The organism is Streptomyces sp. NPDC005878, assembly GCF_040629815.1.
Lineage (GTDB): Bacteria > Actinomycetota > Actinomycetes > Streptomycetales > Streptomycetaceae > Streptomyces.
This window is the reverse complement of record NZ_JBEXWK010000008.1, coordinates 1-20,849: the sequence shown is the minus strand read 5'-3', so window position 1 is coordinate 20,849 and position 20,849 is coordinate 1. Positions and strand designations below refer to the sequence as shown.

Genomic DNA, 20,849 nt, shown 5'->3' with positions numbered 1-20,849 from the left:
GGGCGGAAGCCCTGTGGGATGGGCCGTAGGCCCTTCAAGGGGCGCGGGGAACTGCGCGACCAGCCCCCGCCGGTCTGCGGACGACAGGATCGGGGCGGAGCCCCGTGGGATGGGCCGCACGCCCCTTCAGGGGCGCGGGGAACTGCGCGGCCGGCCACTTATCACCCGCAGGCGAAAGGACCGGGAACGCGGGCCGCAGGTCAGGGCGCGGGCGGAGTCGGGGAGCGCAGGGGCTCGCCCAGGGTCGGGGTCGCGTCCGGGCGGGACTTCATCTCGCCCGTGCACGCGTACGCCCGCGCCGGATCCTCCCCCGGCCCCCCCAGCACCACCCGCCCCCCCGACGACACCGGCGCGTTCTCCGCGTACGTGCACACGATCTGCGACAGCGCGAGCGCGGGCAGGTCCTCGGGCAGCCGGCTGAGCCGCAGCGCCCCCGCCGGATCGCCCTTGCGCGCGTCCGTCACCGTCAGCGGCCCCCGGACGTCCGTCGTGTAGCCGGCCGCCTTCTCGTCCCCCGACGGCGTGACCTCCAGCTCGCCGAGCAGCGCCTGCGCGAACCGGAGCCGGTCGGCCGAGGACCGGCCCTCGGGGATCCGCACGGACCGCTCGGCCGACACCAGCTGCGCCCCGCACACCAGGTAGACCCGGACCCGCACGCCGTCGAACCGAGGGGAGGCGGGATTCTCCGGGTCCGCCGGGTTCTCGGGGTTCCCCGGCACCTCGCACGGCACCCGCGAGGGAGCGGGCCCGGCGTCCACCGGGACCGCGGTGGGCCGGATGCCGCACCCCGTGGCGGCGGCGCCGAGCGCGAGCAGGGCCAGCGCCCCGCCGAGAAGCCGCCTCACGCCTCCTCACCCCCGTCGCGCGGCAGCCGCAGCACGAACACCGCCCCGCCCTCGGGCGAGTTCGCCGCGGTGATGTCGCCCCCGTGGATGTGGGCGTTCTCCATCGCGATGGACAGGCCGAGACCGCTGCCCTCCGACCGCGGCCGGGACGCGCTCGCCTTGTAGAAGCGGTCGAACACGTGCGGCAGCACCTCCTCCGGGATGCCGGGCCCGTGGTCCCGTACCGCGATCACCAGTTCCTCGCCCTCCACCCGTACCGACACCCGCACCGGGGAGCCGCCGTGCTTGAGCGCGTTCCCGATCAGGTTGGCCAGGATCACGTCCAGGCGGCGCGGGTCGAGGCGCGCCATGATGCCGCGTTCGGCGTCCAGGTCCACCGCGTCCAGCCACGCGCGCGCGTCGATGCACGCGGTGATCTGGTCGGCGATGTCCACGGTGTCGAGGACGAGCCTGGCCGTACCGGCGTCGAAGCGCGTGACCTCCATCAGGTTCTCGACCAGGACGTTGAGCCGGCGCGTCTCGGAGACCACCAGCTGCACGGCGGGCGCGATCATCGGGTCGAGGCTGTCCGCCTCGTCCTCCAGGACCTCGGTGACGGCCGTCAGCGCGGTCAGCGGCGTCCGCAGCTCGTGCGACATGTCCGCGACGAACCGCCGGCTCGCCTCCTCCCGCGCGCTCATGTCGCTGACCTTCTTCTCCAGGCTCTCGGCCGTCTTGTTGAACGTCCGCGACAGATCGGCCAGTTCGTCCGTGCCCGAGACCCGCAGCCGGGTGTCGAGCTTGCCCTCGCCGAGCTGGCGGGCCGCGTCGCCGAGCCGCTGCACCGGCCGCAGCACGGTCGTCGCCGCGGCCTGCGCGAGCAGCGCGGAGCCGAGCAGCGCGAGCCCGGTGGCGATGCCGAGCGACCAGGCCAGCGAGTTGAGGTCCTGCCGCTCCTGGTCGAGCGAGGCGAGCATGTACCCGGTCGCGCCGCCCCCGATGATCTTCGTCCCGCCGACCAGGTACGGCTTCCCGCGCAGGGTCCTGCGCTGCCAGAACAGGTGGTACGGATAGGAGTTGCTGTCGGTGACCTTCAGCTTCTTGCCCACCGCCTCCTGGAGCGAGGCCGGCACGTCGTCGAGGGTGAAGCGGTCCACGTCGGACGCCCCCACGATCGGCTTGCCCGGGTCGCGCTGGTCCACCAGGAGCACCTGGTAGCCGGAGCTGACGTGGTAGCCGGAGCGGCTGCTCGCCGCCATCTGCTGGGCGGTCGTCTGCAGGTCGTGGGCGGTGGGCCGCAGCGGCAGCGAGGCCGCCCGGTTCTGCATCTCCTGCCGGAAGTCGCCGAGCGCCGCGTCCTGGGTCCGGACGAGCACGGCCTCCCGGTTGAGCCAGTACGCGATCCCCGACGCGGAGACGGCGGCGGTCAGCGCGACGAGCGCGAACACGACGACCAGACGCAGGCGCAGGCTGGTCCAGCGGAGACCGGCGAGTATCGCCTTCTTCACGTTCCGAATCGCTGCTTTCTTGGGTTCGACCGCGCAGGCGGGGTCAGGACGGGGTGTCGAGGCGGTAGCCCACCCCGCGCACCGTGCGGATCAGCGTGGGCGACGACGGTACGTCCTCGACCTTGGCCCGCAGCCGCTGGACGCACGCGTCGACCAGCCGGGAGTCGCCCAGGTAGTCGTGCTCCCACACCAGCCGCAGCAGCTGCTGGCGGGAGAGCGCCTGCCCGGGGCGGCGGCTCAGCTCGAGCAGCAGCCGCAGCTCGGTGGGGGTGAGTTGCAGGTCCTCGCCGTTCTTGGTGACCGTCATCGCGGCCCGGTCGATCACCACGTTGCCGAAGGTCGCCGAGTCGGTGGCCTCGCGCTCGCCGCGCCGCAGCACCGCCCGGATCCGGGCGTCCAGCACCCGCCCCTGGACCGGCTTGACCACGTAGTCGTCGGCGCCGGACTCCAGGCCGACGACCACGTCGATGTCGTCGCTGCGCGCGGTCAGCAGAATGATCGGCAGCTGGTCGGTGCGCCGGATACGGCGGCACACCTCGAAGCCGTCGATCCCGGGCAGCATGACGTCCAGCACGACCAGATCCGGCCGCTGCTCACGGAGCAGCTTCAGGCCGTCCTCTCCCGTCGCCGCGGTGGCCACACGGTGGCCCTGGCGGGACAGGGAGAGTTCGAGCGCCGTGCGGATGGCGTCGTCGTCCTCGATCAGCAACAGGAAAGGCACGGAGGTCATTCTGGCCCATGGGGGAGCGGAGTTCGACCTTCCGTGGACATCGCCCCCTTTCCCCCACGCCCGGCCCGCTGTGACAGGCCTGTGACAGTCGTCGGACACCGCGATGAAACTGGCCCGGCAGAGTCTTCCTCGTACCGACCGGAACAAGACTCCACCGACGGGGGGCGCGAGATGAACGCACTGCACAGCACCACCTCAAGCGCAGTTGTCACGCGTCTCCACGACGTCGTGCGGAGCGAGAAGTCCGGTGCCGTGAGCGGACGGGGGTGCGCTCGCGGCACCGGGCGTCAGCACCAGTCGTACATGACGGTGCTCGACGCGGTGCCGACCTCGCCCTTCAGGGGCGCGGGGACCGGCGGGGATGCGGCGTACGGGGAGGCCACGGGGGAGCGTTCCGCCTCCGAGGCCGAGTTCACGGCCTATGTGCAGGAGCGCCGGGCCTCCCTGTACGCCACCGCCTACCACCTGACCGGAGACCGGTTCGAGGCCGAGGACCTGCTGCAGAGCGCGCTGTTCTCGACCTACCGGGCCTGGGACCGGATCAGCGACAAGGCCGCGGTCGGGGGCTACCTCCGCCGCACCATGACGAACCTCCACATCAGCGCGTGGCGCCGCCGCAAGCTGAACGAGTACCCGACCGAGGAGCTGCCGGAGACGGCGGGCGACACGGACGCGATGCGCGGTACGGAGCTGCGCGCGGTGCTCTGGCAGGCGCTGGCACGCCTGCCCGAACTCCAGCGCACGATGCTGGTCCTGCGGTACTACGAGGGCCGCACCGACCCGGAGATCGCGGACATCCTCGACATCAGTGTCGGCACGGTGAAGTCCAGCATCTGGCGGTCGCTCCGCCGGCTGCGCGAGGACGACGTCCTCGCCTTCGGCCGTGACGAGGAGGAGTCCTTCGGCGAGCTGGTGGCCTGAAGGTCTGGCCCGGCGGTGGCAGCCGCCGGAGTACGGGGAGCAGGGGGGAGCGTACGGGGGCCGGCGCCTCGGGGGATGCGTCGGGCGTACGGGTAACGGGGGAAACAGGCGGGACCGAAGGGCCGGGGGGCCCTTTCGGTCCCGCTTTCCCGTTGGCCCGGGCCTCTCCTCGGGAAGCGCCTCGGGGCGGTCCGCCCGGGGGACCGGGCCGGGGTCGCCCGCGGTGCGATCAGACCCCCGTGGTGCCCGTGGTGCGATCAGACCCCCGTGGTGCCCGCGGTGCGATCAGACCCCCGCGGTGCCCGCGGTGCGATCAGACCCCCGCGGTGCCCGCGGTGCGATCAGACCCCCGCGGTGCCCGCGGTGCGATCAGACCCCCGCGGTGGGCGCCGCCGCGACCACGGACCCCGCCGCCGCCTCGCACAGCCCCGCCGCCGCGGACACCCGGCCCAGCGCCTCCTGCTTGCCGCAGGGGTGCGCCCCCAGCGCGGCCTGCCGCGCCACGATGCCCCGCTCGGCCCGCATCAGCCGCCACCCGCGCCGCAGCAGCATCGGCACGGACTTCCGCCCCTCCTTGAGGTCGCGCAGGAGCCGGCGCCGGAACGTGGTCGAGGGCCGCCCGCGCAGACACAGCGCGTCGGCGAGCACACCGTGCTCCCGCAGGCGCGTCACGATGTCCGCCGCGAAGATCCCTTCCGCGACGAACAACTGCGCGCCGTCGGTGGCGAACAGCGTCGTCCCGGTCCGCGAGCTGGTCGCGATGTCGTACTCCGGCACGGCCGTGCGTCCCGTACGGCACAGCTCGACGACGGCCGCCACGGCCGCGTCCGCGTCCCAGGACGCGGGGGAGTCCCAGTCGATGTCCGAGGAGCCCGGCACGCGCGGCAGGGTCGGGTCGTCGGCCTCCTTGTAGAAGTCGTCCAGGCGCAGCACGGGAAGACCCGTGCGGGCGGCGAGAGAGGACTTTCCGGAACCGGAGGGGCCCGTGAGGAGAACGACGCGGGTCGCGATGGCGTGTGCGGTCACGGGACACCAGTCTGAGGCATCCACCCGGGAGGTGGACCCCCCGGGGAGCCCGTTGGTATCGAGCATCACACCTCGACTACGCTGCGTACGCGAAGCGACACGTAGTGGTGACGTACGAGAGTGGGACGACATGGCACGAAACACCGCCGGCGGGGCCCGACGCGGCCGTGTGCTGCTGCGGGCCGGACTCACCGCGACCGCCGCGGGTGCGGCGCTGGCCGGGACCGCGGGCGCGGCCCAGGCGCTCACGGAACCGACGGAGACGGTCGGGCGGACCGTGGCGAACCCCGGCGCGGAGGTCGACGGCACGACCCGTTCGGTGTCGGGCGACCTGTCGGCGGGGGTGACCAACGCGCTCGCCCCGGCGAAGACGCTCAGCCTCAACCCGTTCGCCAGGACGTCGGTGGACCCGCTGGACAACGCGGTGGGCACCGAGATCGCGGACTTCAAGCCGATCTCCACGGCGATGGCCACGGGACCGCTGCACGAGAGCGGCGCGCTCAAGGACTACCCGGTGGTGGGCACCGCCACGAAGCTGCTCCCGGGCTGAGAGCCTGTCGCCGTGCGGTGAGCGTGCGTGCCGGGCGTCGGGGCGCAGCCGGGGGTGCAAAGACAGGCTCTGTGCCGGAACATGCCGAACGGCGCCACGGGTGGGGGCCCGGGGCGCCGTTCGGGGTTCGCGTCCCCCGTGGGTGCGCGGCTAGTAGGCCGAGCCCGAAGCCCCCAGTGACCCGGTCGGGTGCCACACGGTCTTGGTCTCCAGGAAGGCGGTCAGCCGGTGCGTACCGGGGTCGGCGGACCAGTCCGCGGTGGCCGGGCGCAGGACGCGCTTGAGGTTGTCCGCGGCGGCGACCTCCAGGTCGCGGGCGAGCTCCGTGCCCGCACCCGTGAGGTCGATCGCGTTCACGTCCTGGTGCGCGGCCAGCGGCGGCGCGAGCTCGGCCGTCCTGCCCGACAGGATGTTGACGACCCCGCCCGGCACGTCGGAGGTGGCGAGCACCTCGCCCAGCGACAGCGCCGGCAGCGGCGCGGTCTCGCTCGCGATCACCACGGCCGTGTTACCGGTCGCGATCACCGGGGCGATCACCGACACCAGGCCCAGGAACGACGACTCCTGGGGCGCGACGACGGTCACGACCCCGGTCGGCTCCGGCGTGGAGAGGTTGAAGTACGGACCCGCGACCGGGTTCGCGCCGCCCACGATCTGGCCGATCTTGTCGGTCCACCCGGCGTACCAGACCCACCGGTCGATGGCCGCGTCGACGACGGCCGCGGCCTTGGACTTCGACAGCCCCTCCGCCTCGGCGACCTCGCGGACGAACTGCTCCTTGCGGCCCTCCAGCATCTCGGCGACGCGGTAGAGGACCTGGCCGCGGTTGTACGCGGTCGCGCCCGACCAGGCGCCGAAGGCCTTGCGGGCGGCGACGACGGCGTCACGGGCGTCCTTGCGGGAGGACAGGGGCGCGTTCGCCAGCCAATTGCCCTTTGCGTCGCTCACCTCGTACACCCGGCCGCTCTCGGAACGCGGGAACTTCCCGCCCACGTACAGCTTGTAGGTCTTGAAGACTCCGAGACGCGTCGGCTCGGACTTGTCGGCCGGCTTCTCCGCCGGCTTCACGGACGACTTCTCAGCCGACTTCTCAGACATCGAGGTAACCCTCCAGACCGTGCCGGCCGCCCTCGCGGCCGAAGCCCGACTCCTTGTAGCCGCCGAAGGGCGAGGTCGGGTCGAACTTGTTGAACGTGTTGGCCCACACGACCCCGGCCCGGAGCTTGTTCGCGACCGCGAGGATGCGCGAGCCCTTCTCCGTCCAGATGCCGGCCGACAGCCCGTACTGGCTGTTGTTGGCCTTGGCGACGGCCTCGTCCGGCGTACGGAACGACAGCACCGACAGGACCGGGCCGAAGATCTCGTCGCGGGCGATGGTGTGCGCCTGGGTGACGTTGGTGAAGAGGGTCGGCGCGAACCAGTAGCCGTTCTCGGGCAGCTCACACGCCGGGGACCAGCGCTCGGCGCCCTCGGCCTCGCCGGTGTCGGCGAGCGCGGTGATCCGGGCCAGCTGCTCGGCGGAGTTGATGGCGCCGATGTCGGTGTTCTTGTCCAGCGGGTCGCCGAGGCGCAGCGTGGACAGCCGGCGCTTGAGCGTGTCGAGGAGCTCGTCCTGGATCGACTCCTGGACCAGCAGGCGCGAGCCCGCGCAGCAGACCTGGCCCTGGTTGAAGAAGATGCCGGTGACGATGCCCTCGACGGCCTGGTCGATGGGGGCGTCGTCGAAGACGATGTTGGCGCCCTTGCCGCCCAGCTCCAGGGTGACCTTCTTGTCGGTGCCCGCCACGGACCGGGCGATGGCCTTGCCGACGGCGGTCGAGCCGGTGAAGGCGACCTTGTCGACGTCCCGGTGCTCCACGAGGGCCGCGCCCGCGTCGCCGTATCCGGTGAGGATGTTGACGACGCCCCGGGGCAGACCCGCCTGGCGGCAGATGTCCGCGAAGAACAGCGCGCTCAGCGGGGTCGTCTCGGCGGGCTTGAGGACGACCGTGTTACCGGTCGCGAGCGCCGGGGCGATCTTCCAGGCCAGCATCAGGAGCGGGAAGTTCCACGGGATGACCTGACCCGCGACGCCGAGCGGCCTCGGGTTCGGGCCGTAGCCGGCGTGGTCGAGCTTGTCGGCCCAGCCCGCGTAGTAGAAGAAGTGCGCGGCGACCAGCGGGAGGTCCGCGTCGCGGGTCTCCTTGATCGGCTTGCCGTTGTCCAGGGTCTCCAGGACGGCCAGCTCGCGGCTGCGCTCCTGGATGATCCGGGCGATGCGGAACAGGTACTTGGCGCGCTCGCGGCCGGGCAGCGCCGACCACTTCTCGAACGCCCGGCGGGCGGCCTTCACGGCCCGGTCCACGTCCGCCTCGCCCGCCTGGGCGACCTCGGAGAGGACCTCCTCGGAGCTGGGCGAGACGGTCTTGAAGACCTTGCCGTCGGCCGCGTCGACGAACTCACCGTCGATGAACAGGCCGTACGAGGGCGCGATGTCGACGACGGAACGCGACTCGGGGGCGGGGGCGTACTCAAAAGGAGATGGCTTCTTCATGTCCATGGTCTCAGTCCACCGTCACGTAGTCGGGGCCGGAGTAACGGCCGGTCGCCAGCTTCTGACGCTGCATCAGCAGGTCGTTGAGCAGCGAGGAGGCGCCGAAGCGGAACCAGTGGTTGTCCAGCCAGTCCTCGCCCACGGTCTCGTTGACCAGGACCAGGAACTTGATGGCGTCCTTGGTCGAGCGGATGCCGCCGGCGGGCTTCACGCCGACCTGGACACCGGTCTGGGCGCGGTAGTCGCGCACGGCCTCGAGCAGCACCAGGGTGTTGGCGGGCGTCGCGTTCACCGCGACCTTGCCGGTCGACGTCTTGATGAAGTCGGCGCCGCCCATCATGCCGAGCCAGGAGGCGCGGCGGATGTTGTCGTACGTGGAGAGCTCGCCGGTCTCGAAGATGACCTTGAGGCGGGCCTTGTCACCGCACTCGGCCTTCACGGCCGCGATCTCCTCGTACACCTTCAGGTAGTGCCCGGCCAGGAACGCGCCCCGGTCGATCACCATGTCGATCTCGTCGGCGCCGGCGGCGACCGCGTCGCGGACGTCCGCGAGCTTGACCGGGAGGGCGGCGCGGCCCGCGGGGAAGGCCGTGGCGACGGACGCGACCAGCACGCCCGACCCCTTCAGGGTCTCCTTGGCGGTGGCCACCATGTCGGGGTAGACGCAGACGGCCGCGGTGGCCGGGGTGGTGCGGTCGAGGGGGTCGGGGTGGACGGCCTTGGCGGCGAGCGCCCGGACCTTGCCCGGGGTGTCCGCGCCTTCGAGCGTCGTCAGGTCGATCATGGAGATGGCCAGGTCGATGGCGTACGCCTTGGCCGTCGTCTTGATCGAACGGGTGCCGAGGGACGCGGCGCGCGCTTCCAGGCCCACCGGATCGATGCCGGGGAGCCCGTGGAGGAAGCGGCGCAGTGCCGCGTCCGACGCGGTCGCGTCGGCAAGGGCAGCTGCTGGTGCATTGGTGGGCATGGTCACCAGATGAGCATATCTACGCGCGTAGCGTCCTGTACAGCCCCGCTGACCAGGGCCGCTTCGGAACGCGCAGTTCCGTTCCCTGTCACGCCGCTGTGACAGGGAGCGGACAGCTCCGGAGAACAAGATCCTTAAGTTTGTTCACGCAGCCCGCCGAAACCTCCAACGGCCCCACTCCGAACGAGAACACAGCGGCATGCGGCTCTTCCCTCTTCCACCACTTGTCTCCTTGGGAGTCGTCATGCGTCACGCCCTCCGTACCGCCCTCGCCACCGCGGTCGTCGCCGGTGTCGCCCTCACGCCGGTCCTCACCGCGACCACCGCGCTGGCGGCGCCGTCCGTCTCCAAGACGTCCACCGCCAAGAACGACCGCTACTCCGGTGCGCCGGTCTACATCGGCAAGGGGTACGTCGCGGTGCTGCGCAACCACACCGCCGACGGCGGCCCCGAGGCATGGATCCGTGTGGTCGGCCCGGACTGGAAGCCCGGCGACAACTACATGTTCCGCGTCATGGACAGGCTGGACCGCACCAGGACCAGCACCGTCGTCGACGGGATCCACCTGCGCCTGAACCGCGTCGGCGGCGAGCTGCCGGAGCTGGTCGTCTCCGGCGCGGGCAGCACCAACCGCACGGTCTACTTCCCCGAGCGCGTGAACGACGCCCCGGCGCCGGCGCCGGCCGAGACCGTCCGTACGGTCGCGCTCAAGGGCGGTCTGACCGCCCGGGTCCACCACCGCGGCGAGCAGCACCGGTACTACACGGCGACCGTGCTCAAGGGCACCAAGGTGCTCGGCGAGCTGAAGGCGGGCGGGGGCTACCCGTCCAAGGACATCAAGGTCTTCGCGGGGGTCCGGGTCACCCTCACCGCGGGCGGTTCCGTCGTCTCCGACCTGGCGGGCCCCTACGGCGGCCAGGGCGAGAGCACCGACACGGGCCGGCTCGTCCGTACCCAGGCCCTCCTCGGCGGGCTGAAGGGCAAGGTCTACGCCCACGGCGAGGGCAAGCACGTGTACTACACGGCCCACATCCTGGAGAAGGACGGCAACCAGCTCGGTGTGCTGACGGCGGGCTACGGCCGGGCCGTGACGGACCAGAAGGTCTACAAGGAGGTCTGGGTCCGGGTGATCCTGGACTCGCGCTCCAAGCTCACCTCGGTGGATGTCGACCCGGGCGGCTCCGGCAAGGGCGGGACCGGCAAGGGCGGGACCGGCACGGGTGCCCCGATGCCCGCGGCCGCCCCCGCTCCCGCTGCCCAGACCGGTGCCACCGGCGTCCAGGTCGTGCCCAAGGGCGCGGTCGCGGCCGGCGCCGAGATCGAGGGCGGCGGCAAGGACGACAACACCGTGCTGGTCGCCGGGGGTGCGGGTCTCGCCTCGGTCGGCGCGGCCGGGCTCGGGTTCGTGGCGCTGCGCCGCCGGGCGGACGCGCGCGGCTGACGGCGTGGGGTCCGCCACCCGTCGGGGGTGCCGCCACTTCGGTGGCGGCACCCCCGTGCGCGTGTTCCGGGACCGCCCGGCGGGCGCGTCCGTGCCCTCTCTCGGCCCCGCTCGAACACGTAGTGCACAATCGGCCCCATGACGAGCCCCACGCCGCCCGCCGAGCCCACCTACGCCGACCGCGTCTACCGCTCACCCGGCGGTATCGCCGGAGGCGTGCTGCTGCTCGCGCTCGGGCTCTGGCTGGCCGGGGACGCGATCGTGCGGGGGCACGGGAGCGCGCCCTGGCTGGCCCTGGCCGGGCTGCTGTGCGGGGTGCCGCTGGTCTTCGCGTTCACCGTGCGCCCGGCCGTGTTCGCGGGCGACGACCGGCTGCGGGTGCGCAACCCGTTCCGGACCGTGACGCTGCCGTGGGCCGCCGTCGCGGACGTACGGGCCGGGTACTCCAGCGAGGTGTTCGACCAGGACGGTACGAAGTACCAGCTGTGGTCGGTTCCCGTGTCGCTGCGCCGGCGCAAGCGGGCCAATCGGGCGCAGGTGCGGAGTGCGGCGACGGACCCGTACGGGCGTACGTCCGCCACCGCCGGTGCCGACGAGGCGTCCCGGCTCGCGCCCGCGGACCGGACGATCCGGGAGCTGCGGGAGCTGGCCGAGCGGAACTCCGGGCGGGAGGGGGCGCAGGGCGGGGTGAGCGTGCGCTGGGCGTACGAGGTCATCGCGCCCGCCGTCGCCGGGGCCGTGGTGCTGGCGGTGCTGCTCGCCGTGGGGTGAGGTGTTTTCGGGGGAGCGGTGGGGTGGGGTGAGGTGGGGGCGCCGTTCTGGTGCGGGCCGTCGTTCGGGTGCGGGTGGTGGGTGGCTGGTCGCGCAGTTCCCCGCGCCCCTGGGGGGTGGGGGTGCCGTCGTTCTTGAGCCGCGGGCCGTCCTGGGCTGATCGCGCAGTTCCTCGCGCCCCTGGGGGGTGGGGGTGCCGTCGTTCTTGAGTCGCGGGTCGATCTGGGCTTGTCACGGTGGGCCCGGCCACACCAGCAGCATGTAGGAGCCCAGCCAGGCCGAGGACAGGGCCGCTCCGCCCAGGACCAGTAGCGTCACATGGCGGCGGGCCCTGGCCAGGGACACCGCCAGGGGGAGCAGCAGCGGGAAGCCGGGGAGCAGGAAGCGGGCCCGGGGGAAGTAGACGCCGCCGCTGCCCAGGACCACCAGGAGCAGCACCGCCGAGAACGTCAGCAGCGCCACCGGCTGGCGGTCCGCCACGCTCAGCAGGAACAGGGCGCCCGCCAGGATCAGGACCAGCGAGACCACCACCAGGAACAGCGCGGGCGAGCGGTCGTACACCAGCAGGGTGCGCAGCTCGCGCAGGGTGTCCGCGCCGCCGTCCCACTCGTTCGTCCACAGCCGCTGGACCGCGAAGTAGCCGTCCCAGCGGCCCAGCCGCACCCCGACCCAGGCGACGAACCCGAACCAGCCCAGCGGAGCGAGGAGCGCCCCCGTCACCGGGCCCCGCGCGGGGGCGCCGCGTCCGACGCCGACCAGGGCCGCCACCACCACGGCCGCCGCGACCGCGATCCCGGTGGGCCGGGTCAGTCCCGCGAGCCCCGCCAGCGCCCCGGCCGCCACCCAGCGCCCCGTCAGGACGCAGTACAGCGACCACGCGGCGAGCGCCGTGAAGAGCGATTCGGTGTAGCCCATCCACTGCACGACGGCCACCGGCAGCGCGCCCCACAGGACGGTCAGGACGGTGCCCGCGCGCCGGCCGTACAGCCGGTCGCCGACCGCGAAGATCCCCCAGGCCGCCGCCGACGAGCAGAACACCGCCACCGCCACCCCCACGCTCGCGCGCGAGCCGGGCGTCACGGCCGCGACCGCCTTGACCACGGCCGGATAGAGCGGGAAGAACGCCAGGTCGTTGTGGTAGAGCCGGGTGCCGAGCTCCCGGTCGTAGCCGTGGTCGGCGATGCCGAGGTACCAGTGCGAGTCCCACGAGGTGGCCAGCGTCGGCCACACCCCGTGGTGCTGGAGGTGCGCCCAGCGGGCGAGGACCGCGAGGCCGAGCAGCCGTACCGCGAGATGGCCCAGGAGCGCGGGCGCGGCCCGGGCGAGCGCGGCCCGCAGCGTGGCGGGGAGGAGACGGATGCCGTCCCCGCCGCCCTGCCCCCGGGGGCTGCGGGCTGCGGGGACGGCACGGCCCGTACGGCTGCGCGTAGGGGCCGCCGGGGAGACGGTCGGGGGCACGGCGGTGCTCCTGGGCTCGGCGGGCGGTTCCGGGCCACCCTTTCTCGGATGATCCGGAAAAGGCCGGGAGCGCTGCGCCGGACGCCGTACGGGATTCACTCGTACGGGGCCCTCGGGCGGGGCGAGGACGGTCGCGCCCGCCCGAGGGAGCCGTGGCCCCGCGCCCGCCGGGAGGACGGCGCGCGGGGGATCGCCGGGTCGCTCAGATGCCGGCCGCTGCCGCCAGGTCCCGCTTGATGCCCGCCAGGAGCTCCGTCGCCTTCGCGCGGGCCTCGCCCAGCGCCTCGGCGGACGCCACCGGGACCACGACCTCCAGGTAGCACTTGAGCTTCGGCTCGGTGCCGCTGGGACGGACGATCACCCGGGCGCCTTCGAGGTAGTAGCGCAGACCGTCGGTCGGCGGCAGCTCCTCGGTGCCCTCGGTGAGGTCCTCGGCCCGGGTGACCGCGAGTCCCGCCAGCGACGTCGGCGGGTTCTCGCGCAGGCGCCGCATCGCGTCGGAGATGACCGACAGGTCCTCCACCCGCACCGACAGCTGGTCGGTGGCGTGCAGCCCGTGCCGGACGGCCAGGTCGTCCAGGAGGTCCTGGAGCGTGCGGCCCTGTTCCTTCAGGACGGACGCGAGCTCCGCGACGAGCAGGGCGGCGGTGATGCCGTCCTTGTCGCGTACGCCCTCGGGGTCGACGCAGTAGCCGAGCGCCTCCTCGTAGCCGTACCGCAGGTCCTCCACGCGGGCGATCCACTTGAAGCCGGTCAGCGTCTCCTCGTACCCGAGACCGGCCGCCTCGGCGATCCGGCCGAGCAGCGAGGACGAGACGATCGACTCGGCGAAGACGCCGCTCACGCCCCGGTCCACCAGGTGCTGGGCGAGCAGCGAGCCGACCTCGTCGCCGCGCAGCATCCGCCAGCCGCCCTCCACCGACGCGTCCGGCACGGCGACCGCGCAGCGGTCCGCGTCCGGGTCGTTGGCGATGACGATGTCGGGGTTCACCGCGCGGGCCGCCTCGAAGGCGAGGTCCATCGCGCCCGGCTCCTCCGGGTTGGGGAACGCCACCGTCGGGAACGCCGGGTCCGGGTCCGCCTGCTCGGCCACCAGCGCCGGCGGCGGGAAGCCCGCCCGGGCGAAGGCCGCCGTCAGGACGTCCTTGCCGACGCCGTGCATGGCCGTGTAGACGACGCGGGCGGTGCGCGGGGACCCGGGGGTCAGGACCGCGTCCGTACGCGCCAGATAGGCCTCCAGGACCTCCTCGCCCAGCGTCTCCCAGCCTTCCTCGGGCCGGGGGACGTCGTTCAGCGAGGCGACCGCCGCGATCTCGGCGGCGATCTCCGCGTCGGCGGGCGGCACGATCTGCGAGCCGTCGCCGAGGTAGACCTTGTAGCCGTTGTCGCGCGGCGGGTTGTGGCTGGCGGTGACCTCGACGCCGGCGACGGCGCCCAGGTGCCTTATCGCGTACGCGAGGACGGGCGTCGGCAGCGGGCGCGGCAGCACGACCGCCTTCAGGCCGGCGCCGGTCATCACGGCGGCCGTGTCGCGCGCGAAGTCGGCGGACTTGTAGCGCGCGTCGTAGCCGACGACGACCAGGCCGTCGCCCTGCCCCTTCGCCTTGAGGTACGCGGCGAGCCCGGCGGCCGCGCGGATGACCACCGAGCGGTTCATCCGCATCGGCCCGGCGCCCAGCTCGCCGCGGAGCCCGGCGGTGCCGAACTGGAGCGTGCCGCCGAACCGGACGGCCAGCTCGTCGAGCTCCTCGTTGTCGATGAGCTTGGCCAGCTCCTCGCGCGTCTCGCCGTCCGGGTCCTCGGCCAGCCAGGCCTTGGCCCGCGCGATCAGGTCCTGCGTCACGTCGACATCCCTTTCGGTACGGATCAGGGTCAGATGCGGTCGAGTACCCGGGTCAGCAGCGAACCCATGCGCGCCGCCGAGTCACGGCCGGCCTGGAGCACCTCTTCGTGGTTGAGGGGCTCGCCGCTCAGGCCCGCGGCCAGGTTGGTGACGAGCGAGATGCCCAGCACCTCGGCGCCCGCCTCACGGGCCGCGATGGCCTCCAGGACGGTCGACATGCCGACGAGGTCGCCGCCGAGCACACGGACCATGTTGATCTCGGCCGGGGTCTCGTAGTGCGGCCCGGGGAACTGGACGTACACGCCCTCTTCCAGCGACGGGTCGACCTCCTTGCACAGCGCGCGCAGCCGCGGCGAGTACAGGTCGGTCAGGTCCACGAAGTTGGCGCCGATGATCGGGGAGGCGGCCGTCAGGTTGAGGTGGTCGCTGATCAGGACGGGCTGGCCCGGGCGCATGCCCTCGCGCAGACCGCCGCAGCCGTTGGTGAGCACCACGGTCTTGCAGCCGGCGGCGACGGCGGTACGCACGCCGTGCGCGACGGCGGCGACGCCGCGGCCCTCGTAGTAGTGCGTACGGCCCAGGAAGACCAGGGCGCGCTTCTCGCCGATCCGGTACGAGCGGATCTTGCCGCCGTGGCCCTCGACGGCGGGCGCCGGGAAGCCGGGCAGCTCGGTGACCGGGAACTCGGCCTCGGGCTCGCCGAGCGCGTCCGCGGCCGGGGCCCAGCCGGAGCCCATCACCAGGGCGACGTCGTGGGTCTCGGCGCCGGTGAGCTCGCGCAGGCGCGCGGCGGCGGCGTCGGCGGCGGCCTGGGGGTCGCCCTGGATGTTGTCCGGAATAACAGATGCGTTCACGACGACGAGGGTAACCGCTGGAGTCCTACGCGCGTAGATGACTGGCGGCACAAGGGGGCGATCGTTGTCTTGTCGTTTCCCACGAGGGGGCCCTGGCGGGGCCGGCGAGGCACTGTGGCCCGGCGCTCGCGTGCGGCCCGCGCGGTTCCCTGCGCCCCTTTCGACCCGGTGTTCGTCTGCGGCCCGTGGTGGGTCGCTGGCGCAGTTCCCCGCGCCCCTTTTGGCTCGGTGTTCGTGTGCGGGCCGTGGTGGGTCGCTGGCGCAGTTCCCCGCGCCCCTGAAACCCGCGTTCGTGTGCGGGCCGTGGTGGGTTGCTCGCGCAGTTCCCCGCGCCCCTGAAACCCGCGTTCGTGTGCGGACCGTGGTGGGTCGCTCGCGCAGTTCCCCGCGCCCCTGGGGGGCCGTGGCTGAGCCGGATTCTCCGGGTGCTGGGGACCCCCTAGGGGCGCGGGGAACTGCGCGATCAGCCCCCCACCGGCCCGCAGAGAACGAACTCCCTAGGGGCGCGGGGAACTGCGCGACCAGCCCTCCACCGGGCCGCAGGCGACGGACTACCTAGGGGCGCGGGGAACTGCGCGATCAGCCCTCCACCGGCCCGCAGGCGACGGACTACCTGGGGGCGCGGGGAACTGCGCGACCAGGCCCCACCGGGTCGCAGGCAGGGGACTGCCGAAAGGGGCGCGGGGAACTGCGCGGGCAGCCGTCACCCCGCCCAAGCGTCAGCAGGGCCGCTTGCGCAGCTCCATCACGTAGTCGTGGGGCGCCCCGGCGGACTCCGCCGCGTCGGCCAGCTCGCCCAGGTAGCGCGCGGAGGGCAGACCCCCCTCGTAGGCGTTCAGGACGTAGATCCACGCCGGCTCCTCCCCGTCGAGGGTGTCCACGCGGACCCGCATGCGCCGGTAGATGTCCAGCCCGACACCCTCCCAGCGGTCCAGGGAGTCCTCGTCCAGCGACGCGATGTCGTACAGCGCGACGAACACCTGGGAGCGCGGCGCCTCCACGATCGTGGCCAGCGCCCCCTCCCACCCCATCTGCTCCCCGCCGAACGTCAGCCGCCAGCCGTTGAGCCAGCCCGTGCCGCGCAGCGGTGAGTGCGGTGCGCGGCGCGTCATCAGCCGCGGATCCATGTTGCCGGCGTACGCGGCGTAGAGCGACATGGTGTCGAGGGTACGACAGCGGCCCGCGGGCGCCCGCGTGAAAAGGGCACACACGTGTGACAGCCGTATGGCGCCCCGGGGGCGAAGCATCTTGAAGCGTGCGGGACAATGAGCTACGTACTGCATTTCCTCAATGCGAGGCGGACTTTTTCGTGACCCGGATCGTGATCATCGGTGGCGGACCCGGCGGATACGAGGCGGCCCTGGTGGGCGCCCAACTCGGCGCGGAGGTGACCGTCGTCGACTGCGACGGTCTGGGCGGGGCGTCGGTGCTCACCGACTGCGTACCGTCGAAGACTCTGATCGCGACGGCCGAGGTGATGACCACCTTCGACTCTTCGTACGAGGAGTTGGGCATCCTGGTCGCCGACGACACCCCGCCCGAGGAGCAGTCCGCCCGTGTGGTCGGCGTGGACCTCGGCAAGGTCAACCGACGGGTCAAGCGCCTCGCGCTCGCCCAGTCGCACGACATCACCGCCTCCGTCACCCGGGCCGGCGCCCGGGTGCTGCGCGGGCGCGGCAAGCTCGGCGGCCCGCAGGGCATCGACGGCACCCGGGACGTCATCGTCACGGCCGCCGACGGCAGCGAGGAGATCCTCACCGCCGACGCCGTGCTCATCGCCACCGGCGGCCACCCGCGCGAGATCCCGGACGCGCTGCCGGACGGCGAGCGCATCCTGAACTGGACCCAGGTCTACGACCTGGACGAGCTGCCCGAAGAGCTGATCGTGGTCGGCTCCGGTGTGACCGGCGCCGAGTTCGCCGGCGCGTACCAGGCGCTGGGCTCCAAGGTCACCCTCGTCTCCTCCCGCGACCGGGTGCTGCCGGGCGAGGACCCGGACGCGGCGGCCGTCCTGGAGGACGTCTTCCGGCGCCGCGGCATGAACGTCATCTCCCGCTCGCGCGCCCAGTCCGCCAAGCGCGTCGGCGACCGGGTCGAGGTCACGCTCTCGGACGGCCGCGTCATCAGCGGTACGCACTGCCTGATGGCGGTCGGCGCGATCCCCAACACCGCCGGGATGAACCTGGAGGAGTCCGGGGTCAAGCTCCTGGAGTCCGGTCACATCTGGACCGACAAGGTCTCGCGCACCTCCTCGCCGGGCGTCTACGCGGCCGGCGACGTCACCGGGATCTTCGCGCTCGCCTCGGTGGCGGCCATGCAGGGCCGGATCGCGATGTACCACTTCCTCGGCGACGCGGTGGCCCCGCTGGACCTCAAGACGGTCTCCTCGAACGTCTTCACCGACCCGGAGATCGCCACCGTCGGTTACACGCAGGCCGACGTGGACGCGGGCAAGATCGACGCGCGCGGCGTCAAGCTGCCGCTGCTGCGCAACCCGCGCGCCAAGATGCAGGGCATCCGGGACGGCTTCGTGAAGATCTTCTGCCGGCCGGGCACCGGGATCGTGGTCGGCGGCGTGGTCGTCGCGCCGCGCGCCTCGGAGCTGATCCACCCCATCTCGATCGCGGTCGACAACAACCTGACCGTGGAGCAGATCGCGAAGGCGTTCACGGTCTATCCGTCCCTGTCGGGTTCGATCGCCGAGGTGGCGCGTCAGCTGCACTCGCGCAAGAGGGCGGGCGAGGCGTAACCGGGGCGCCCGGCGGCGCGGCGGCGTGGGACAAGGCGCCCGGGAGGGCGCCTATACCACTTCAGGGACACCTCTGTGCACACCTTCTGTTATTCGGCGCAACTTGCTGAAAACAATCGGCCGCTCAGGTTACTGTCAGTTTCGTGTTCGCTGCAGAACGTCGCCAATTGATCCTCGAAATGGTGCGGGCCAACGGGGCGGTATCGCTCCGGGAGCTCGCCCGCGTCGTCCAGACCTCCGAAGTGACCGTCCGGCGGGACGTGCGGGCACTGGAGGCGGAAGGACTCCTCGACCGCCGGCACGGCGGTGCGGTACTGCCGGGCGGACTCACGCGCGAGTCCGGCTTCCCGCAGAAATCCCATCTCGCGACCGCGGAGAAGACGGCCATCGCCGACCTCGCCGCGAGCCTCGTCGAAGAGGGCGAGGCCATCGTGGTCGGCGCCGGGACGACCACGCAGGAGCTGGCCCGCCGGCTCGCGCGCGTCCCCGGCCTCACGGTCGTCACCAACTCCCTGCTGGTCGCCCAGGCGCTGGCCCACGCCAACCGCGTGGAGGTCGTCATGACCGGGGGCACCCTGCGCGGCTCCAACTACGCCCTGGTGGGCAGCGGGGCCGAGCAGTCCCTCCAGGGGCTGCGGGTCTCTCGCGCCTTCCTCTCCGGGAGCGGGCTGACCGCGGAGCGCGGGCTCTCCACGTCCAACATGCTCTCCGCGAGCGTGGACCGGGCCCTGGTGCAGGCCGCCGCCGAGGTGGTCGTCCTCGCCGACCACACCAAGCTCGGCACCGACACCATGTTCCAGACGGTGCCCACGGACGTGATCACGCGTCTGGTCACCGACGAGCCCCCCGGCCACGACGACCGGGCCGCCACCGAGCTCCAGGCCCTGGCCGACCAGGGCGTGCAGATCGCGGTGGCCGGCACGGCGTCCGGCGAGGGCGTCCCCCCGGGGCGCCCGCCCCGCCGGGACGTGCCGCTGCCCGGTCAGCGCCGCAGCCATGTGCCGGGCGGCGGGCCCCAGTTGCGCAGCGCGGCCCCGCTGGGTGACCAGCAGGGTCCCGGGGAGCGGGCCAGAGTGGCCGATCTGCGCCGCCGCTGAGCGCCCGCCGCCGGGCGGACCCGTCCGTGCCGAGGATCCGGCCGCTTACGGCTTCAGGCCCCGCAGGGTCAGTGCGAGCAGCCGGTCGGCCAGCTCCGGGTCGTCCGGCGCCTGCTCGGCCGCCAGGGCGATCGCGTTGGTGAGCTGCATCAGGTCGCCGATCGTCACGTCGACCCGTACGGAACCGGCCAGCTGCGCCCGCTCCAGCAGGGCGCTGCCCGCCTCCCGCATCGGGGTGCTGCACTGCGCCAGGGCGGAACTGTCATCGTGCGACGCCGACATGAGGGCGCGCGCCACCCCGCGGTACTCACCCGTATGAGTGATGATGGCGCGCAGCCACTCCACGAGCGCCGTGCACGGCTGGTCGGCGTCGAGCAGCTCCCGGGAGCGCGCGAGGAGGACGTCCACCTCGCTCTGGAAGATCGCGCTCATCAGCGCGTGCCGGTTCGGGAAGTGCCGGTAGAGGGTGCCGATCCCGACGCCCGCGCGCCTGGCCACGTCTTCGAGGGAGGCGTCCGTCCCGTGCTCCGCGAAGGCGCTCCTCGCCACGCCCAGGAGCCGCTCGTAGTTGCGGCGCGCGTCGGCACGCATCGGCCTCGTCGTCATACCCCAAGGATGCCCGAAGCGCGCGCCCGCAGGGCCGCCCGGTACCGGTCCGGACCGAAGCCGGTGCGCCCGGTCCCCGCCGGGCCCGCCGCCGCGCGTACGGCCGAAGCCCCCGCCGGGCGAACCGGCGGGGGCTTCGACAGAGCGGTGACGGACCGGCTCCGTACCCGGGGTCAGTCCTTGATCTCGCAGATCGCCGCACCCGAGGTGACCGAGGCGCCGACCTCGGCCGCGAGGCCCTTGACGGTGCCGGAGCGGTGGGCGTTGAGGGGCTGTTCCATCTTCATGGCTTCGAGGACGACGATGAGGTCGCCTTCCTTGACCTCCTGGCCCTCCTCGACCGCGACCTTGACGATCGTGCCCTGCATCGGGGACGCGAGGGTGTCGCCGGAGGCCGCCGAGCCCGCCTTCTTGGTGGCGCGGCGCTTGGGCTTGGCGCCGGCGGCGAGGCCGGTGCGGGCCAGCGACATGCCCAGCGAGGAGGGCAGCGAGACCTCCAGGCGCTTGCCGCCGACCTCGACCACGACCGTCTCGCGACCGGCCTCCTCGTCCGCCTCGGCGTCGGCCGGGGCGGCGAAGGGCTTGATCTCGTTGACGAACTCGGTCTCGATCCAGCGGGTGTGGACGGTGAAGGGGTCGGTCGAGCCGGTGAGTTCGGGGGCGAAGGCGGGGTCCTTGACGACCGCGCGGTGGAAGGGGATGGCGGTGGCCATGCCCTCGACCTGGAACTCCTCCAGGGCGCGGGCGGCGCGCTGGAGGGCCTGCTCGCGGGTGGCGCCGGTGACGATCAGTTTGGCCAGGAGGGAGTCCCAGGCGGGGCCGATGACGCTGCCGGATTCCACGCCGGCGTCGAGGCGGACGCCGGGGCCGGTGGGGGGGTTGAAGGTGGTGACGGTGCCGGGGGCGGGCAGGAAGTTGCGGCCGGGGTCTTCGCCGTTGATGCGGAACTCGAAGGAGTGGCCGCGCAGTTC

The 20,849-nt window shown here is 72.9% G+C and carries 19 protein-coding genes; 6 read left to right on the top strand and 13 right to left on the bottom strand.

Annotated elements, in window-relative coordinates; genetic code table 11:
• Positions 1–200: 200 nt before the first annotated feature.
• The 3 genes from ABZ404_RS14910 to afsQ1 are packed head-to-tail and all read right to left on the bottom strand — an operon-like array spanning position 201 to position 3,053.
• The gene (locus tag ABZ404_RS14910; protein ID WP_358831715.1) at positions 201–845 is read right to left on the bottom strand and encodes a hypothetical protein; all 645 of its coding nucleotides are present in this window, start codon (positions 843–845) and stop codon (positions 201–203) included.
• Positions 842–2,332, bottom strand: a complete 1,491-nt coding sequence (locus tag ABZ404_RS14905) for a HAMP domain-containing sensor histidine kinase (RefSeq protein WP_358831714.1) — start codon at positions 2,330–2,332, stop codon at positions 842–844. Before ABZ404_RS14905 ends, ABZ404_RS14910 begins: the two co-directional genes overlap by 4 nt.
• A gap of 43 nt (positions 2,333–2,375) precedes the next feature.
• Entirely contained in the window at positions 2,376–3,053 is a 678-nt protein-coding gene (gene afsQ1 / locus ABZ404_RS14900) for a two-component system response regulator AfsQ1 (RefSeq protein WP_190094067.1), read from the bottom strand.
• A 180-nt stretch (positions 3,054–3,233) separates the two neighbouring features.
• On the opposite strand from afsQ1, the gene ABZ404_RS14895 reads away from it, so the two are divergent.
• Positions 3,234–3,983: a SigE family RNA polymerase sigma factor gene (locus ABZ404_RS14895; RefSeq protein WP_358831713.1), complete on the top strand. Its 750-nt coding sequence runs from the start codon at positions 3,234–3,236 to the stop codon at positions 3,981–3,983.
• Between the two features lie 369 nt (positions 3,984–4,352).
• On the opposite strand, the gene ABZ404_RS14890 is transcribed toward ABZ404_RS14895, so the two are convergent.
• Positions 4,353–5,075: a uridine kinase gene (locus tag ABZ404_RS14890; protein ID WP_358831712.1), complete on the bottom strand. Its 723-nt coding sequence runs from the start codon at positions 5,073–5,075 to the stop codon at positions 4,353–4,355.
• Between the two features lie 64 nt (positions 5,076–5,139).
• Here ABZ404_RS14890 and ABZ404_RS14885 point away from each other — a divergent pair, with 64 nt between their 5' ends.
• Complete coding sequence (locus ABZ404_RS14885; protein WP_358831711.1) at positions 5,140–5,559, top strand: hypothetical protein; 420 nt, start codon at positions 5,140–5,142, stop codon at positions 5,557–5,559.
• A 150-nt stretch (positions 5,560–5,709) separates the two neighbouring features.
• Here ABZ404_RS14885 and ABZ404_RS14880 read toward each other — a convergent pair whose 3' ends face one another.
• The 3 genes from ABZ404_RS14880 to deoC are packed head-to-tail and all read right to left on the bottom strand — an operon-like array spanning position 5,710 to position 9,059.
• A complete protein-coding gene (locus ABZ404_RS14880) occupies positions 5,710–6,657 on the bottom strand; it encodes an aldehyde dehydrogenase family protein (RefSeq protein WP_358831710.1) in 948 nt (315 codons plus the stop codon).
• Positions 6,650–8,092 (bottom strand): aldehyde dehydrogenase family protein, encoded by a 1,443-nt coding sequence (locus ABZ404_RS14875; protein WP_358831763.1) that lies wholly within the window; start codon positions 8,090–8,092, stop codon positions 6,650–6,652. Before ABZ404_RS14875 ends, ABZ404_RS14880 begins: the two co-directional genes overlap by 8 nt.
• A gap of 10 nt (positions 8,093–8,102) precedes the next feature.
• The gene (deoC, locus tag ABZ404_RS14870) at positions 8,103–9,059 is read right to left on the bottom strand and encodes a deoxyribose-phosphate aldolase (RefSeq protein WP_358831762.1); all 957 of its coding nucleotides are present in this window, start codon (positions 9,057–9,059) and stop codon (positions 8,103–8,105) included.
• Between the two features lie 244 nt (positions 9,060–9,303).
• Between deoC and ABZ404_RS14865 the strand changes: the two genes are divergently transcribed.
• On the top strand, positions 9,304–10,500 hold the full coding sequence (locus ABZ404_RS14865; protein WP_358831709.1) for a hypothetical protein: 1,197 nt from the start codon (positions 9,304–9,306) through the stop codon (positions 10,498–10,500).
• Positions 10,501–10,638: 138 nt separating this feature from the next.
• Entirely contained in the window at positions 10,639–11,271 is a 633-nt protein-coding gene (locus tag ABZ404_RS14860) for a PH domain-containing protein (protein WP_358836410.1), read from the top strand.
• A gap of 231 nt (positions 11,272–11,502) precedes the next feature.
• Here ABZ404_RS14860 and ABZ404_RS14855 read toward each other — a convergent pair whose 3' ends face one another.
• The 4 genes from ABZ404_RS14855 to ABZ404_RS14840 form a co-directional block, all read right to left on the bottom strand.
• Entirely contained in the window at positions 11,503–12,630 is a 1,128-nt protein-coding gene (locus tag ABZ404_RS14855) for a glycosyltransferase family 39 protein (RefSeq protein WP_358836411.1), read from the bottom strand.
• A gap of 301 nt (positions 12,631–12,931) precedes the next feature.
• On the bottom strand, positions 12,932–14,572 hold the full coding sequence (locus tag ABZ404_RS14850; RefSeq protein WP_358836409.1) for a phospho-sugar mutase: 1,641 nt from the start codon (positions 14,570–14,572) through the stop codon (positions 12,932–12,934).
• A 29-nt stretch (positions 14,573–14,601) separates the two neighbouring features.
• Positions 14,602–15,426 (bottom strand): purine-nucleoside phosphorylase, encoded by an 825-nt coding sequence (locus tag ABZ404_RS14845; protein ID WP_358836408.1) that lies wholly within the window; start codon positions 15,424–15,426, stop codon positions 14,602–14,604.
• Between the two features lie 719 nt (positions 15,427–16,145).
• On the bottom strand, positions 16,146–16,583 hold the full coding sequence (locus ABZ404_RS14840) for a gamma-glutamylcyclotransferase (RefSeq protein ID WP_358836407.1): 438 nt from the start codon (positions 16,581–16,583) through the stop codon (positions 16,146–16,148).
• Positions 16,584–16,735: 152 nt separating this feature from the next.
• On the opposite strand from ABZ404_RS14840, the gene ABZ404_RS14835 reads away from it, so the two are divergent.
• Both ABZ404_RS14835 and ABZ404_RS14830 read left to right on the top strand, forming a co-directional pair.
• Positions 16,736–18,175 carry an NAD(P)H-quinone dehydrogenase gene (locus tag ABZ404_RS14835; protein ID WP_358836406.1) on the top strand — a complete coding sequence of 480 codons (1,440 nt, stop codon included), beginning with the start codon at positions 16,736–16,738 and terminating at the stop codon, positions 18,173–18,175.
• A gap of 143 nt (positions 18,176–18,318) precedes the next feature.
• Positions 18,319–19,272 (top strand): DeoR/GlpR family DNA-binding transcription regulator, encoded by a 954-nt coding sequence (locus tag ABZ404_RS14830; protein ID WP_358836405.1) that lies wholly within the window; start codon positions 18,319–18,321, stop codon positions 19,270–19,272.
• Positions 19,273–19,317: 45 nt separating this feature from the next.
• On the opposite strand, the gene ABZ404_RS14825 is transcribed toward ABZ404_RS14830, so the two are convergent.
• Together ABZ404_RS14825 and ABZ404_RS14820 are read right to left on the bottom strand one after the other, a co-directional pair.
• Positions 19,318–19,878: a helix-turn-helix domain-containing protein gene (locus ABZ404_RS14825; protein WP_358836404.1), complete on the bottom strand. Its 561-nt coding sequence runs from the start codon at positions 19,876–19,878 to the stop codon at positions 19,318–19,320.
• A gap of 173 nt (positions 19,879–20,051) precedes the next feature.
• On the bottom strand, positions 20,052–20,849 hold a 798-nt coding region (locus ABZ404_RS14820), incomplete at its 5' end, for a biotin/lipoyl-containing protein (RefSeq protein ID WP_358836403.1).